Consider the following 16,328-nt stretch of genomic DNA (forward strand, 5'->3'; position numbering starts at 1 on the left):
TTGTAGTTTAGTTACAATCATCAGTTTGAACTAGGTCAACTTTTCTTTTGTAATTTTGTAACATAATAGCATTGAAAAGTGACGGGGTGTTTACCTAAGTCAAATAATTTACGGAAAACAACATAGACAAAATCTGTAGTGCCGTGTAGGATTGCTACTAAGTTTGCCGGGGCGGCGGCCATGGGTTCAGACGGCATCGATTTGATTGCCAAGCATTTGTAAATAATATAAAAACCGGTTGCCGGCAGCGGCCGCAAGATTTCCATATCGTGTTATAACCTATCTTGATGAAAGACAAAACAAATGAATGCACAAACAAACTTTGATTTGGTGTTATTTGGCGCCACCGGCGATTTGGCCATGCGCAAACTGCTGCCGTGTCTTTATCAGGCGCATGCGGCCGGTCTGCTGCATCCTGAAGGCCGCATTCTCGGTGTCAGCCGCAGTGAATTGAGCACTGAGGCTTTTTTGCAAAAAGTGGAAAGCGATTCGAAAATCCATGTCAAAACCCATTATACCGATGAATTATGGCAGAGCTTTATCAAGCGTATCCGATATCTGACCGTAGATGCCACCAAAGCCGAAACGTTTAAAGCATTGGGCGAAGCCGTGGCCGCGCGCCCCAATACCGATAATGTGGTGGTGTATCTTTCTACAGCGCCGAAATTTTTCACACCGATTTGCGAAAACCTGGCCGCCATCGGCCTCAACAGCGACAAAGTGCGCGTGGTGCTGGAAAAACCGCTGGGCACTGATTTGCAGTCTTCACAAGAAATCAATGCCGCCGTGGGCGCCTTCTATAAAGAAGAGCAGATCTACCGCATCGACCATTATTTGGGCAAAGAAGCCCTGCAAAACCTGCTGGCGCTGCGTTTTGCCAATATTATGTTTGAGCCGTTGTGGAACAAAAAATACATCAAAAGCGTGCAGTTGACCATTGCCGAGCAATTGGGGGTGGAAGAGCGCGGCGAGTTTTACGACATCACCGGCGCGCTGCGCGATATGGTGCAAAACCACCTGATGCAGATGCTGTGTATGACCGCCATGGAAGCGCCGGCCAGCCTGGATGCCGATGCTGTGCGCGATGAAAAGTTAAAAGTGATCAAATCGCTCAAGCCGCTGACTTCTGCCGATGTTGATGCTGATGTGGTACGCGGCCAATATGCAGCCGGCGAAAAAGACGGCCAAGCGCTTAATGCTTATTTAAACGAATATCAAGTGCCGGCCGGCAGCCGCACCGAAACTTATGTGGCGATTAAAGCCGAGATCAACAACGAGCGTTGGAACGGCGTGCCGTTTTACCTGCGCACGGGCAAGCGTATGGCCGGTAAAGTGGCGGAAATCGTGTTGAATTTCCGCGATTTGAGCAGCCATATTTTTGAGGGCAGCGCCGCCGCCCCCAACCGCTTGGTGATCGAGCTGCAACCCACCGAATCCATCCGCCTCTATACCCAAGTGAAAACACCCGGCGCTGGCAATCATGTGGAAGTGGCGCCGTTGGTGCTGGACATGGGCAAGGCCATCGAAGGCCGCCGCGCCGAAGCTTACGAGCGGCTGCTGTTGGATGTGATCAACGGCAAACTGGCTTTGTTTAACCGCCGCGACGAATTGGAGGCAGCATGGGAATGGGTGATGCCGATTATGGAAAACTGGGCGCAGGCCGAGCAGCCGCCGCATGAATACGCCGCCAACAGCTGGGGGCCGAAAGCCGCAGAAGAATTACTGGCACGCAACGGCGATGCCTGGCACGAAGCGCAATAAACGCCGGTTAATATGTTCAGACGGCCTCTATACCGAATCAAGGCCGTCTGAAAGAAAAAACATTATTTAAGGAACTTACCATGAGCTATCAATGGCATTCTCATGAAAACGCCGCCGCATCAGCTGCCGCGCTGGCCGATGCGGTGGCTGATGCACTGCAAGCCGCGCTGGATAAAAAAGGCGGAGCGGTGTTGGCCGTGTCGGGCGGACGTTCGCCGATTGCTTTTTTTGAAGCCTTGTCGCAAAAAGATTTGGATTGGGCAAAAATCGGCTTGACTTTGGTCGACGAGCGTATTGTGCCGACCGACCATGCCGACAGCAACACCGGCCTGGTGCGCCAATACCTGCTGCAAAACAAAGCCGCCGCCGCACATTGGATTCCGATGGTGGAAGCAGATGCACGCGAAGCCGCTTTGGCGCCGGAAGCCGCTCTTCAGACGGCCTTGAAGCATTTTCGCCAACCCGATGCGCTGGTGCTCGGCATGGGCGGCGACGGTCACACCGCCTCGCTGTTTCCGCAAGCCCCCCAGCTCGATAAAGGGCTGGATTTGGCCAATGATGTGCCGTTGCTGCACACCACACCGGTAACCGCGCCGCACGAGCGCATCAGCATGACGCTGGCCGCCATTCTCAACACCCCCGCTGTGTTTCTGGCGATTCAGGGCGAAGAGAAGAAAAAAGTGTTTGAAGCGGCCGCCCAAGGCTTGAATAAAACCTTTCCGATCAGTTATGTTCTCAATCAACCAAAGGTAGAATGCCATGTCCACTACGCAAACTGAAGCCACTGCCTGGCCGCGCCTGGTTGCCGATATCGGCGGCACCAACGCCCGTTTCGCCTTGGAAACCGCACCGCAAAAAATCGAAAAAGTAGAAGTGTTGCCCTGCAATGATTACGACACCGTCGTCGATGCCATCCGCGAATACCTCAAGCGGGTGAGCGAGCCGAAAATCAGCCACGCCGCCATTGCCATTGCCAACCCGATTTTGGGCGACTGGGTGCAGATGACCAACCACCATTGGGCATTTTCTATCGAAACCACCCGCCAATCGTTGGGTTTTGAAACCCTGATTCTGCTTAACGACTTCACCGCGCAGGCCTTGGCGATTACCTGTATTCCGAAAGACGAGCTGGTGCAGATCGGCGGCTTTAAGCAGGTAGACGATGCCCCTAAAGCCGTTATCGGGCCGGGCACGGGCTTGGGCGTGAGCGGCCTGATTCCGAGTAAGGCCGGTTGGGTGCCGCTGGCAGGCGAGGGCGGCCATGTGAGCTTTGCGCCGTTTGACGATGCCGAAATCATGATTTGGCAATATGCCAAGCAAAAATATGGCCATGTGTCGGCCGAGCGCTTTTTGAGCGGTGCCGGATTGTCGCTGATTCATGAAGCCTTGTCAGCCCGCGAAGGCATCAAGCGCCAAAAGCTCACGCCTGCCGAAATCAGTGAGCGCGCCCTGAGCGGCACATCGCCGCTGTGCCGGCTGACGTTGGATATTTTCTGCGCGATGTTGGGCACCGTGTCTTCCAATCTGGCGCTCACATTGGGCGCCAGCGGCGGCGTGTATTTGTGCGGCGGCATTATTCCGCGCTTTATCGATTATTTCAAAAGCTCGCCGTTCCGCACCCGTTTTGAAAGCAAAGGCCGCTTTGATGCCTATCTGGCAGCGATTCCGGTGTATATCGTGTTGAGCAAATATCCGGGCATCAATGGTGCTGCGGTGGCGCTGGCCAATCATTTGGCGGTTTCAGCTTTGCCCGCCGCGGCCGGACAAACGGCAGACAAGAGTAAAACTTAAACCCTGCGGCCCGACCCTCTTCGGGCTGCCCGCCGCAATCAGAGAAATGAATATGGAGACTCTCGGGCTGCACGCTTTTCAGACGGCATCACTCAACCTTAAAATCAAATATAAGGCCGTCTGAACAGCATCAGAGCGTTTTTGAAAGCAGTTAAAACGGTTTTCAAAGGCTCATACTTTGCAGCTGCAACCGTTGTTTGATTGAAACAACAATTAGGAAATGACATGATGTTAAACAAAATCAGTGAATCTTTAACCAATTTGTCAGGTGCCGAGCGTAAAGTGGCCGAGTGCGCATTGGCCGAACCGAAGTGGTTTGTACATGCGGCGGTGGCCGAAATCGCCGAACACGCTTCCGTGAGCCAGCCGACCGTGATTCGTTTCTGCCGCAGCCTGGGTTATAAAGGTTTGCCCGAATTCAAGCTTTCTCTGTCGGCCAGCATCGGTCACGAAGGCATGCCTTATGTGCACGAAGAGCTTAATGCCGATGACGATATGGGCGATGTGACCGAAAAAGTGCTCGGCAACACGGCCGCTTCGATTTTGGGCGCCCGGCGCTATTTGAAAGAAACCGATCTCGAAAACGCCATTGCCATGCTCACCCATGCCCGCCGCGTTGAGTTTTACGGTGTGGGCAATTCGGGAATTGTGGCGCAAGATGCCCAGCATAAATTTTTCCGCTTCGGTATTTCTACTGTGGCTTATGTCGATACCCATATCCAGCTGATGGCCGCTTCGGTGTTGAGCAATCAGGATGTGCTGGTGGTGATTTCCAATTCCGGCTCTTCGATTGAAGTGCTGGATGCGGTCAGCATTGCCAAAGAAAACGGCGCCGCCGTGATTGCCATTACCCGCGCCGATTCGCCGTTGGCACAATTGGCCGATTGCGTGCTGAGCGTGATGTCGCAAGAAGACACCGAGCGCTACACCCCGATGGTGACGCGGCTGCTGCAATTGGTGGTTATTGATATTCTGGCCATCGGCTTGGCCTTGCGTTTGGGCGAAATCGCCAGCCTGCAATTGGAAAAAGGCAAACGCAGCATCCACAACAAACGCATCGAACACGAAAAGGAGCAACATTCATGAAGCATTTAGAAGATTTGCCGACATGGCGGGAGCTGTGGAAGCATTTTGACGCCACAAAAGGCCAACATATGCGCGAATTGTTTGAGCAGGATCCGCAACGCGCCGAGCGCTACTGGGTGGAAGTGGGCGGCATGAAGTTGGATTACTCCAAAAACCGCATCACCGATGAAACCCTCGAGCTGCTGATGAAGCTGGCGCGTGAAGCCGGCCTGCCCGAGCGGATGAAACAAATGTTCCGCGGCGAAAAAATCAACACCACTGAAAACCGCGCCGTGCTGCATGTGGCTTTGCGCAACCGCACCAATGCGCCGATTATGGTAGACGGCGAAGATGTAATGCCCAAGGTCAACCATGTGCTGCGCCGCATGGGCGAATTTGCGCACGAAGTGCGCAGCGGCGATTGGTTGGGCTATACCAATCAGGTGATTACCGATGTGGTCAACATCGGCATCGGCGGCTCTGATTTGGGCCCCTTGATGATGTGTACCGCGCTCAAACCGTTCGGCCATCCGCGCATGAATATGCATTTCGTGTCCAACGTCGACGGCTCGCAGCTGCGCGATGTGCTCGAAAAAGTACACCCCGAAACCACCTTGTTTATCATCGCCTCCAAAACCTTCACCACGCAGGAAACCTTAACCAATGCGCTCACGGCACGCGAATGGTTTTTAAAACATGCCGGCGACAAGGCTGCTGTGGCCAAGCATTTTGTGGCCGTGTCTACCAATAAAAAAGCCGTGGCCGATTTCGGTATCGACACTGCCAATATGTTTGAATTTTGGGATTGGGTAGGCGGCCGCTACAGCCTGTGGTCGGCCATCGGTTTGCCGATTATGCTGTATTTGGGCGAAGAAAACTTTATCGAAATGCTCAACGGCGCACATTTGGTCGACCAGCATTTCATCAATGCGCCGCTGGAGCAAAATATGCCGGTGCTGCTGGGCATGATCGGCGTGTGGTATATCAATTATTACGGTGGCGGCAGCCACATCATCGCCCCTTACGACCAGCATCTGCACCGCCTGCCTAAGTTTATCCAGCAATTGGATATGGAAAGCAACGGCAAGCAGGTTACCCTCGACGGCAAAACGGTAGAGCATGAAACCGCGCCGATTATCTGGGGCGAAACCGGCATCAACGGTCAGCATGCCTTCTTTCAACTGCTGCATCAGGGCACCCACATCACCCCGATTGATCTGATTGCCTCGCTGGAAAAACGCAGCAACCTGCCCGGGCACCATGAAATTTTGCTGGCCAACGTGTTTGCCCAAGCCGAAGCCTTTATGCGCGGCAAAACGCCGGACGAGGTGCGGGCGGAATTGCAGGCGCAAGGCATGGATGAGGCGCGCATCGAAGAGCTGGTGCCGCATAAAACCTTTTCCGGCAACCGCCCCAGCAACCTGATTTTGCTTAATAAAATCAACCCCCGCAATATGGGCAGCCTGATTGCGCTGTATGAGCACAAAACCTTTGTGCAGGGCGTGATTTGGGATATCAACAGCTTTGACCAGTGGGGCGTGGAGTTGGGCAAACAATTGGCCAAAACCATTTTGGCCGAGCTGACCGGTGAAATCGAAGTACAGCCGCACGACAGCTCGACCGCGCATTTGATCAAGCTTTACCGCAATGCCAATTGTGATAAAGACAAAGGCGAATGCTGATGTGAATAGCCCTAGGGTGTCCCGACCATTCGATTTACGGGTGTATTTTGCCCCTGAAAACGCATCTGCTGCGTTAAAAAGCCTCGCAAGATGTTTAATCTTGCTGCATTTTTTGCCTGGCATCTGCATTTTCAGGAACAAATATCCCCTCATAAACAAATTGTCCGGACACCCTAACCGTTACTCTTAAATCATCCTGCTTCATCGGCTTGCCTCGGCTTGAGAAAGTCGGTTTTGTTCAGGCGTTGAAGTGCCAAGCCAGCCGGCTCGTATGGGTCATTAAGTTTAACGGTTGTTATATTTGTTTGAGCTGTATCAAATAAAGCAAGGCCGTCTGAAAAATGTAAAGAAGATTACGTTCAGACGGCCTTTAAGTATTTGTTTTACGTTGGAAAATAACAGTATGAAAATTTCAGGAATCGCAGTATGATGCAGCCTGATTTACACAGATTAACCTCAAATACTCAGCAAGTTTAATTTTACTACATCAACTAAAGGCAACGACAATGTCTACACAATCGCAAAATCAAAGCAATAATACCGCCCTGTCGGTATTGACCGCCTTGTTTTTCATGATGGGCTTCATTACCTGCATGAACGACATTCTGATTCCCCACCTGAAAGCTATTTTCAGCCTGAGCTATTTTCAGGCCATGCTGATTCAGTTTTGCTTCTTTACCGCTTATGCCATCATGTCGATACCGATGGGCAAGCTGGTTGAGAAGCTCGGCTATAAAAACGGCGTGATCGGCGGCTTTTTGCTGACCGCCGTAGGCTGCTTGCTGTTTTACCCGGCAGCCGGCAGCGCGTCATACCCGATTTTTTTGGGCGCACTGTTTATTCTGGCATCAGGCGTAACCTTGCTGCAAGTGGCGGGTAACCCCTATGTTACCCTGCTGGCCAAACCCGGCAAAGAATCGGCCACGCTCACTTTGGTGCAGGCATTCAATTCATTGGGCACCACTGTGGCGCCGTTGTTGGGTTCTGCGCTGATTCTTTCCGATGCAGCCACTCAGGCAACCAGCCAGGCCGAGCAGATTTCTTCAGTGCAAATCCCTTATTTGGGGTTGGCCGGTTTGCTGGTTTTGCTGGCGCTGTTTGTGAAAATGATCAAGCTGCCCGATGCCCGTAAAATCGCCGAAGCCGAAACCGAGCAAAACCACGACGGCAAAACCAGCGTGTGGCAATACAAACATTTGGTATTGGGCGCATTGGGCATTTTCTGCTATGTGGGTGCCGAAGTGTCTATCGGTTCGCTGCTGGTCAGCGTGATGGAAGTGACCGCCGGTTTGAGCCATTCTACCGGTGCCAAATACTTGGCGCTGTATTGGGGTGGTGCGATGGTCGGCCGCTTCCTCGGTTCTGTGGTGATGAACAAAATCGCGCCCAACAAATACCTGGCCTTTAACGCCTTGATGGCCGTGGCGCTGATTACCATCGCCATTCTGGCCGGCGGCGGCGCAGTATCGATGTGGTCGCTGATTGCCATCGGTTTCTTCAACTCGATTATGTTCCCCACCATTTTCTCATTGGCCACCAAAGGCTTGGGCAAATTTACCGGTATTGCTTCCGGCGTGATTTGTACGGCCATTGTGGGTGGCGCGATTGTGCCTGTGATTCAAGGCTTTACCGCCGACCATATCGGTCTGCTGCTTTCCTTTGTGGTATCAGCTGTCTGCTACCTCTACATTGTTTTCTTTGCGGTGAAAGGCCATAAAGCCGATCAGATTTGATGTTTGCTGCGAACAAAGCCGTCTGAAAATTTCAGACGGCTTTTTCTATGCCCATTTCTATCGTGAAATAAACGTGAAATAAAGCAAGAAGTGATGCAAGGCAGCAAGCCGCAGACAGCCCAGCTACTACGGGTAGGCGAGCCAACACAATTAGGTTTTTTTGTGAATGGGTATAACAAGGTGGCGGGCTGAATTGGGTAAGCGGAGCAACTGTCGGATACTTGTATCCGAAAAATAGTTCGATATTCTTGTTATTTCAAATGATTTTGGCCGTCTGAAAAATATCGGATTCGAGAGCCCGACCTACAGGCTGTATCGCGCGGGTTCTGCTCACGAAAACCCTGTGCAGGTAAAGGCCGTCTGAAAAAAATGCTTGCATACCCATTCATTCATAAAAGTAAGCTGGCACGGTGTCGGGTTGAGGCGGGGGGTGCATGGGTACAGCGAAGCGGCCAACGCGGTTAAATTATTTTTGTGTATGGGTATTAACTCATTCATAAAAGAGCCGGCTTATTTTTATGAATGGCATTACTGCGGCATCTGTGGCGGTTTTCTTTGTTCAGACGGCCTAAAACGGCTAAAATAACGGGTTTTATGCCTATTGATAAAAATCAGCCGATGCAGTTGGTTTATTTTGATCAATGGGTATCAGCATAAACCGATACAAGGATATAAGCGATATGTTCAGCTTCAAACCGCTGCTCGAGATGCCGCGCCCGGAGGCGTTTCTGGTAGGCACGCTGATGGTGGCCGCTATGGGATACAGTATTATTTCGCTGGGCTGGCTGCCGCATATGGCGATATTGGCCGCCATTATGGCGCTGTTGCTCTACGGCATGTTGCGCGGTGCGAAATATGCTGATATGCAGAACAGGATGGTGGCTTCGGTGGGGCAGGGCATGGGCGCGGTTTATCTGTTTTTCTTTATCGGCCTGCTGGTGAGTGCGCTGATGATGAGCGGTGCGATTCCCACCTTGATGTATTACGGCTTCGGCTGGATTTCGCCGCAGTATTTTTACTTTTCCGCTTTTGTTCTCAGCTCGCTTATCGGGATTGCCATCGGCAGCAGCCTCACCACTTGCGCCACCATCGGCGTGGCCTTTATCGGCATGGGTGAAGCGTTTCATGCTGATTTGGCGATGACGGCGGGGGCGGTGGTGTCGGGGGCGTTTTTCGGCGATAAAATGTCGCCGCTTTCAGACACGACCGGCATTGCCGCTTCGGTGGTGGGCATTGATTTGTTTGAGCATATCCGCAATATGGCCTACACCACCATTCCGGCTTGGCTGATAACGGCGGCGCTGACGTTGTGGCTGTTGCCCGCCGTGGCCGCCAATGATTTGAACAGCACGGCCGTTTTCCGCGAGCAACTGTCTGCTTCAAGGCTCGTTCACGCCTATTCGCTGCTGCCGTTTGCTTTGTTGGTGTTGTTGGCGGTGCGGCGGGTTAATGCGATTGTGGCGATGATGGCAACGATATTGTTGGCGCTGGTGGTTACTTATTTCCACAGCTCACCCGATTTGACCCAACTGGGGGGCTGGTTTTACGGCGGTTTCAAGCCGGAGGGCGATTTTGAAAATATCGGCCGCTTGGTGTCGCGCGGCGGCATCGAGAGTATGTTTTTCACCCAAACCATCGTGATTTTAGGCTTAAGCCTCGGCGGGCTGCTGTTTGCATTGGGCATTATTCCTGCGCTGCTGGAAAGTATGCGCCGTTTCCTCACCAATGCCGGCCGTGCCACATTCAGCGTGGCCGCTACGGCGGTGGGGGTGAATGTGTTGGTGGGCGAGCAATATTTGAGCGTGTTGTTGGCGGGTGAAACGTTCAAACCGGTATACGACAAGCTCGGCCTGCATCCGCGCAATCTGTCGCGCACCTTGGAAGATGCGGGCACGGTTATCAATCCGCTGGTGCCGTGGAGTGTGTGCGGGGTGTTTATCAGCCAAGCGCTCGGCGTGCCGGTGTGGGCTTATCTGCCGTATGCGTTTTTCTGTTATTTGTGTTTGTTGCTGACATTGCTGTTTGGTTGGACGGGACTGACGTTGAGTAAAAAATAAACGGCTGGTGTAAAGTTATCAGGCCGTCTGAAAACGACATTTGTTTTCAGACGGCTTGATGTTTTTAAACGGGTATTATTCGAACGGCGTCACTTCCATGCCGAACATGGCGCGGGCGGTATTGAGCATTTGGCAGCTGAAGCCCCATTCGTTGTCATACCAGGCAAACACCTTCACCATATTGCCGCAGGTTACTTTGGTGAGGGTGCTGTCAAAATGGCTGGCTTGGGTGGTGTGGTTGAAATCCATCGATACCAGCGGCAGAGTGTTGTAGCCGAGCACGCCTTTCATGCTGCCTTCTGCCGCCGCCTGCAAAATGCTGTTGATTTCGGCGGCGTCGGTATCGCGGCCGGCTTCAAAGCTCAAATCCACCAGCGAAACGTTGACTGTGGGCACGCGGATGGCCAGCCCGTCGAGGCGGCCTTTCAATTCGGGCAACACCAGCCCCACCGCTTTGGCTGCACCTGTTTTGGTGGGAATCATATTTTCCACGCCGCTGCGGGCGCGGCGCAGATCTTTATGGCGCACATCGGTAACGGTTTGATCGTTGGTCAGCGCGTGAATGGTGGTCATCACCCCTTTGTTGATGCCGATTGAATCGTTCAGCGCCTTGGCTACAGGCGCCAGGCAGTTGGTGGTGCAGGAAGCGTTAGAAACCACGGTCATTTCATCAGTGAGGATATTGTGGTTGACGCCGTAAACGATGGTAGCATCAACATCATCGCCGCCGGGTGCCGAAATCAGCACTTTTTTGGCGCCGGATTCGAGGTGTACTTTGGCTGCGGCTTTGCTGGTAAAAGCACCGGTGCATTCCATCACCAAATCCACGCCGAGCAGCTCCCAAGGCAGTTCGGCCGGGTTGCGGGTGGAGAAAAAGGGGATTTTTTTGCCGTTGATGATCAGATGGTTTTCATCATAAGCCACATCGGCCTGAAAACGGCCGTGCACGGTATCGAATTTGGTCAGATGGGCATTGGTTTCCAAGCTGCCGCTGGCGTTGACCGCCACCACTTCGAGCTGCTTATCCAGTTTGTAGTCGTAGATTGCGCGTAATACTTGTCGTCCGATGCGGCCGTAGCCGTTGATGGCAATCTTGATGCCCATATTCGATTCCTTTTGCATTGATAAAGTTTGGTTGAGTATTGTGAAGCATAAGTTCATCAAAATAATCTGGCTGTGTCGGTTTGTTTTGCCGGCTTATGTTGACGAATGGGTGCAGCCGTTTGTTTTGGCGTGGTTTTTTTTGTTTGCCCAATATATCTGCACCGTGCTTTCTGCGCGGTATCGGTATGTTTGGAAACAAAAAAATCATAAACGGCTTGGCTGCACCGGCTGCGGCGGCGCAGTTTGTACGCGGTTGCAGTATGGTGCTGCTTTCACAACAGGCCGGGCGTGCCGGCTCATGCAGGCGGATTATAGCCCAATGTAGTGGCATGTAGTCAAGATGAAGTTGCGTGGCGCTATATTTTAATGAACGGTTATCGGAAACCGGCAGGGTTGTGTTGCTAAGATGCGCCAAGGCGCGCGGGCGGGCAAGGTCGGCCGGCAGGGTAGGCTGTAAAGATATAAATGTTTGCCCGGGCAGAAAAGCGGGGCAAAAAAAACCATCTATACTAAGGGGAAAAGTATAGATGGCCAAACACATTACGGGGAAAACGTCTTACTCACTTACTTACTTCTCGCGAAGTAAGTGTTACTCAGACGGTTGAATTATATAATAGTTCGCCAATGTGTGCGTTAATTTTTGTAAACAATGCCGGAAATAGAATAAATATTTCATTTTTAAAATAAAAATAATTTCAGCAGATGCCGAAAAAACTGCAAATTTTTAGATTTCGATGAATTTCCATTCGCCGGGTGCCAGATTTTGGGTATCCCATCCACCAAAGCGGCTGCGGTGCAAAGCCTCCACACGGTTGCCGGCGGCGGCCACCATGCGTTTGACCTGGTGATATTTGCCCTCGGTAATGGTGAGCAGCAAAGTGTGCGGGTGTTCCAATACGGCATCGGCGGCGCGCACGGTTTCGTTGTCGTCGTGCAGCAATACTCCTTGCTTCAGTGTGGCGCACAGCGCTTCGTCGGCCGGGTGTTTGAGGGTAACGCGGTAAAGTTTCGCCACTTTATGCTTGGGCGAGGTGACGCGGTGGTTGAACTGGCCGTCGTTGGTAATCAGCAGCACGCCGGTGGTGTCGGCATCCAAGCGGCCGACAGCCTGCATGTCGATTTGGCGCATATGGTCGGGAAACAGGCTGAACACGCTCGGGTATTGCTGCGGCTTGTGCGAGGTTTCATAATCAGCCGGTTTGTTGAGCAGAATATAGAAATACGGCATGGGCACCACCGCCAGCGCTTCGCCGTCTATTTCGAGCGAACGGACGGCGGCGGGGTCGATGTCGGCTTTGGGGCGGTTGCAGATTTCGCCGTTGAGCGTGATGCAGTTGTTTTCAATCAGCCATTGGCATTGCTTGCGGCTGCCGATGCCTTGCGATTGGATGTATTTTAAAAGTTGCATAATCATGGTCGGATCAAACGTTTTCAGACGGCCTATTGTAATGTAAGGCCGTCTGAAAGCCTATCATGCCGATTCAAAAAGTAAACCGGTAATACCCATTTGCAAAAATAATCTGGTTGTGCGGCTTTCGGTTTGCCGCTTTGCCGGCTTGCTCTGTGAATGGTATAAAGCGGCAAACAGGCGGTGTCGTGATGCTGAGGTTGCAGCGGTTAAATGCGGTGAAGCACGAAAAAAGCTTGACTGATGTTATCGTTTTTGGCGGAAAGCGAAATAAAATCAATTTGTTTGGGAACTTAAGTAGCATCTCCGGCGTGCAATGGCGAAGCTTAAGTCGAGCAAGACCCGTGCGCCAAAGCAAACCGGCCGGCTTTTTTGAATTGCGACAATCCATCTTGCATGATGATGGCGCAGTGCGGTTTTCAGGGTGAGCGCAGGCTGAAGTGGCGGCACAAAAAAAGTCGCCCCACGAGGGGGCGCAAAAGGAACACAAACCACTACCAAAACTGTTGTCTAATCAGGCGAATTTCTCCATGTTGTAAGCTGCCGGATACAATGCTTTCATCAAATCATGCGGTGAAAGCGCGAAATCTTTGTTGTCGCTGATGGTCAGACGGCCTTGTTGCGGCGTCAGCTCCAGCAGGCAGCTGTTGGCAGCCTGATTCAGCGATTGCTTGGTTTGCTGCACACGCCGTTGCAGGGCGGCAAGGGCGCGGCGGTATAAAGTGTCTTTACGTTGCACGGCGCGGGTGGTGGCCACCCAGCTCAAGCGGGCCTGTTCGTCATCGGCTTCAATCAGAAAAATGCCGGTCAGCGCATCGCAGGGTGCGGCGGTATCGGGCAGCAGCACATAATATCTGCCCTCAAGCGTTACATACACAGCATCGTGGATTTCTGCTTCATCTGCATGTTGCACGGCCAGCAGCGAGCGGGCGGTGTGTTGGTGCAGTCTCAAAATATCCAGAGAGACTTGCTTGAAAATACTTTCGGGCATTTCGCTCTCCTTTGCTTGTTTGCTTGTGTGGGGTGTTGCTTAACCGTTGAATGCATAGTAAACAAATTTTTTCTGCCTTGCAAATGATAATTGTTATTATTTTATATTTAATAAATAAAATATTGTTTTTAAATGAAATAAATTTTCATAAACTTGAGTGATTTGCTCGGAAAAAGGCCGTTTTGCCTTAAATTTGCCCTAAATATTGCCGGCCTTCGAGTGGGGCAACCCGACCATTTGTTTATGCGGGGATTTTTATTCCTGAAAATATCTGCTGCGCTAACAACCCAGCAAGATATCCAATCTTGCCGCGTTTTTGTCCGGTAGCCGCATTTCTAGGGGCAAAAATTCCCGCAGAAGAGAATGGCTAGAACACCTTGGCAGCTGTTTTACCGGCATTTGCCCGGCCGCCGCCTTTTACATTAACCGCCGCTTTTAGTATGATGCGCTGAACCCGATTTCAGAGTGCCATCATGAGCCAACGCCAAATTATTCTCGATACCGAAACCACCGGCCTTTATGCCGGCAGCGGCGACCGCTTGGTCGAATTCGCCGGCCTGGAAATGACCAACCGCCACTTCACCGGCAAAAATCTGCATTTATATGTTCATCCCGAGCGAGACATGCCCGAAGAGGCCGCTGCCGTACACGGCCTTACCATTGATGTGTTGGAAGAAAAAAATGCCCCCGTGTTTGCCGAAGTGGGGCAGCAGATTGCCGATTTTTTACGCGGTGCCGAATTGATTATCCATAATGCCAAATTCGACGTCGGCTTTTTGAACATGGAATTCCAGCGCATGGGGTTGCCCACAATTGAAGCGCTGGGCTGTACGGTAACCGACACGCTGGCGATGGCGCGGCAGATGTTTCCCGGCCAAAAAGCCAGCCTCGATGCGCTGTGCACGCGCTTTGAAGTCGACCGCAGCAAGCGCGTGTATCACGGCGCACTGATCGACTGTGAATTGCTGGGCGAAGTGTATCTGGCGATGACGCGCGGGCAGTTTTCACTGGCCGACAGCTTCGCCGAATCGGCCGCCGAAGCCGCAGTCAACCGCCGCCCGCGCCCCGAATACCTGAAAGTGGTGCAGCCGAACGAAGCCGAGCTGGCCGAACACGAAGCTTATCTGGATACGCTCGAAAAAACGTCGGACGGCCATTGTGCCTGGCGGCCGAAAGCAGCAGAGGCCGGCGCATGAGCCGCAATATCGCGCTGATTCCGGCGGCCGGCGTGGGTGCGCGCTTCGGTGCGGGCAAGCCCAAACAATATGTGCAGATTCACGGCCAAACCGTTTTACAGCACACACTCGATATTTTCAGCGCCCATCCGCAAATCGATTACATTGCTGTGATATTGTCGCCTGACGATGATGTGTTTCAGACGGCCGCACACCATAAAATCGGTATTTTGAAATGCGGCGGAAACACCCGCGCCGAAACCGTGCGCAACGGCGTGAATGCCTTGCTGCAAAGCAAAACAGCGGCTGCGCACGACAATATTCTGGTGCACGATGCCGCCCGCTGCTGCCTGCCCGCCGAAGCCTTGAGCCGCCTGATTGACGAAGCGGGCGGCCAACCCGAAGGCGGCATTCTGGCTGTGCCGGTGGCTGATACCCTCAAACGCGCCGATGCGGGGCAGCAGATTGCCGCCACCGTGCCGCGCGATGGCTTGTGGCAGGCGCAAACGCCGCAATTGTTTCAGACGGCCTTATTGCAGCAGGCGTTGGCGGCCGAAGATTTGAGCGAGATTACCGACGAAGCGAGTGCGGTTGAGGCCTTGGGCATCAAACCCTTGTTAGTGCAGGGCGACAGCCGCAATTTGAAGCTGACGCTGCCGCAAGACGAATACATTGTGCGGCTGTTGTTGGCAGAACGGAAGTAGCCGGATACTTGTATCCGACAAAACGGTTGGCACCGGTTATTGCTCATGATTGAGGCGATGTGAAAGGTGTCGGATTCGAGAATCCGACCGACGGTCTCTGCCATCACAACTGTGCAGGATGAATACATCGCCCCGGCGGCGGTCGGCAGAATAATACGGCAGAATAATAAAGGTAGGATGGGTGTCGACCCATCAATTTTAGTTATCGCAATGGTTTTGATGGGATAGCCCCCGTCTGACGCAGGGAAATCAGTGAGATGTTTCAGGCCGTCTGAACAACTTGTCATCGTTTTATCTGATTAACTGTATTACCATTCATTTTCAGACGGCTTCTGGATGATGAAGGCCGTCTGAATGATAAAAGCAAGGAAAACTATGAATATCCGTATCGGACAAGGTTACGATGTGCACCAATTAATCGAAGGCCGCCCGCTGGTGCTCGGCGGCGTGGTTATTCCATTTGAAAAAGGCCTGCTCGGCCATTCCGACGCCGATGCGCTGCTGCACGCCGTAACCGATGCGCTGCTGGGCGCGGCAGGTTTGGGCGACATCGGCAGCCATTTTCCCGATACCGCCGCCGAATTTAAAGATGCCGACAGCCGCGTGTTGCTGCGGGCTGCTTATCAGGCGGTGCAGGCGGCGGGCTGGCAGGTGGTGAACGTAGACAGCACCATCATCGCGCAACAGCCCAAGCTCGCGCCGCACATTGCCGCCATGCGCGCCAACATCGCCGCCGATTTGGGCTTACCCGAAAACGCCGTCAACATCAAAGGCAAAACCAACGAAAAGCTCGGCTACCTCGGGCGCATGGAAGGCATTGAAGCGCAGGCGGCAGTATTGTTGCAGGCCGTCTGAAA

At 52.7% G+C, this 16,328-nt stretch carries 14 protein-coding genes; 10 read left to right on the plus strand and 4 right to left on the minus strand.

The window, feature by feature from the left end; all coding sequences use genetic code 11:
- Nucleotides 1-303 precede the first annotated feature (303 nt).
- From zwf to nhaC, 7 genes are all read left to right on the plus strand, one after another.
- On the plus strand, nucleotides 304-1,761 hold the full coding sequence (gene zwf / locus LVJ83_RS03635) for a glucose-6-phosphate dehydrogenase (protein WP_244786398.1): 1,458 nt from the start codon (nucleotides 304-306) through the stop codon (nucleotides 1,759-1,761).
- Nucleotides 1,762-1,841: 80 nt separating this feature from the next.
- Nucleotides 1,842-2,540: a 6-phosphogluconolactonase gene (gene pgl, locus LVJ83_RS03640; protein ID WP_244786400.1), complete on the plus strand. Its 699-nt coding sequence runs from the start codon at nucleotides 1,842-1,844 to the stop codon at nucleotides 2,538-2,540.
- Nucleotides 2,521-3,552, plus strand: coding sequence for a glucokinase (locus LVJ83_RS03645; RefSeq protein WP_244786402.1), 1,032 nt, complete (start codon nucleotides 2,521-2,523; stop codon nucleotides 3,550-3,552). Before pgl ends, LVJ83_RS03645 begins: the two co-directional genes overlap by 20 nt.
- Nucleotides 3,553-3,780: 228 nt before the next feature.
- Entirely contained in the window at nucleotides 3,781-4,638 is an 858-nt protein-coding gene (locus LVJ83_RS03650) for an SIS domain-containing protein (protein ID WP_244787634.1), read from the plus strand.
- Entirely contained in the window at nucleotides 4,635-6,299 is a 1,665-nt protein-coding gene (gene pgi / locus LVJ83_RS03655) for a glucose-6-phosphate isomerase (RefSeq protein WP_244786404.1), read from the plus strand. Before LVJ83_RS03650 ends, pgi begins: the two co-directional genes overlap by 4 nt.
- Nucleotides 6,300-6,805: 506 nt before the next feature.
- Complete coding sequence (locus LVJ83_RS03660; protein WP_244786406.1) at nucleotides 6,806-8,032, plus strand: sugar MFS transporter; 1,227 nt, start codon at nucleotides 6,806-6,808, stop codon at nucleotides 8,030-8,032.
- Between the two features lie 680 nt (nucleotides 8,033-8,712).
- Nucleotides 8,713-10,089 (plus strand): Na+/H+ antiporter NhaC, encoded by a 1,377-nt coding sequence (gene nhaC, locus LVJ83_RS03665; RefSeq protein WP_244786408.1) that lies wholly within the window; start codon nucleotides 8,713-8,715, stop codon nucleotides 10,087-10,089.
- Between the two features lie 75 nt (nucleotides 10,090-10,164).
- Here nhaC and gap read toward each other — a convergent pair whose 3' ends face one another.
- The 4 genes from gap to LVJ83_RS03685 all read right to left on the minus strand — a co-directional run bounded on the left by gap (nucleotide 10,165) and on the right by LVJ83_RS03685 (nucleotide 13,592).
- Nucleotides 10,165-11,193: a type I glyceraldehyde-3-phosphate dehydrogenase gene (gap, locus tag LVJ83_RS03670; RefSeq protein ID WP_244786410.1), complete on the minus strand. Its 1,029-nt coding sequence runs from the start codon at nucleotides 11,191-11,193 to the stop codon at nucleotides 10,165-10,167.
- Entirely contained in the window at nucleotides 11,111-11,728 is a 618-nt protein-coding gene (locus LVJ83_RS03675; RefSeq protein WP_244786412.1) for a hypothetical protein, read from the minus strand. Before LVJ83_RS03675 ends, gap begins: the two co-directional genes overlap by 83 nt.
- Before the next feature lie 189 nt (nucleotides 11,729-11,917).
- Nucleotides 11,918-12,601, minus strand: a complete 684-nt coding sequence (locus LVJ83_RS03680; protein ID WP_244787636.1) for a pseudouridine synthase — start codon at nucleotides 12,599-12,601, stop codon at nucleotides 11,918-11,920.
- A gap of 514 nt (nucleotides 12,602-13,115) precedes the next feature.
- A complete protein-coding gene (locus LVJ83_RS03685; protein ID WP_244786414.1) occupies nucleotides 13,116-13,592 on the minus strand; it encodes an NGO0322 family iron-responsive protein in 477 nt (158 codons plus the stop codon).
- Between the two features lie 473 nt (nucleotides 13,593-14,065).
- Here LVJ83_RS03685 and dnaQ point away from each other — a divergent pair, with 473 nt between their 5' ends.
- The 3 genes from dnaQ (at nucleotide 14,066) to ispF (ending at nucleotide 16,326) form a co-directional block, all read left to right on the plus strand.
- A complete protein-coding gene (dnaQ, locus tag LVJ83_RS03690; protein ID WP_244786417.1) occupies nucleotides 14,066-14,788 on the plus strand; it encodes a DNA polymerase III subunit epsilon in 723 nt (240 codons plus the stop codon).
- Nucleotides 14,785-15,471 carry a 2-C-methyl-D-erythritol 4-phosphate cytidylyltransferase gene (ispD, locus tag LVJ83_RS03695; protein ID WP_244786419.1) on the plus strand — a complete coding sequence of 229 codons (687 nt, stop codon included), beginning with the start codon at nucleotides 14,785-14,787 and terminating at the stop codon, nucleotides 15,469-15,471. The genes dnaQ and ispD overlap by 4 nt, the downstream gene beginning before the upstream one ends.
- Before the next feature lie 375 nt (nucleotides 15,472-15,846).
- Nucleotides 15,847-16,326 (plus strand): 2-C-methyl-D-erythritol 2,4-cyclodiphosphate synthase, encoded by a 480-nt coding sequence (ispF, locus tag LVJ83_RS03700; protein ID WP_244786421.1) that lies wholly within the window; start codon nucleotides 15,847-15,849, stop codon nucleotides 16,324-16,326.
- The last annotated feature ends 2 nt before the right edge of the window (nucleotides 16,327-16,328 follow it).

The organism is Uruburuella testudinis, assembly GCF_022870865.1.
Lineage (GTDB): Bacteria > Pseudomonadota > Gammaproteobacteria > Burkholderiales > Neisseriaceae > Neisseria > Neisseria testudinis.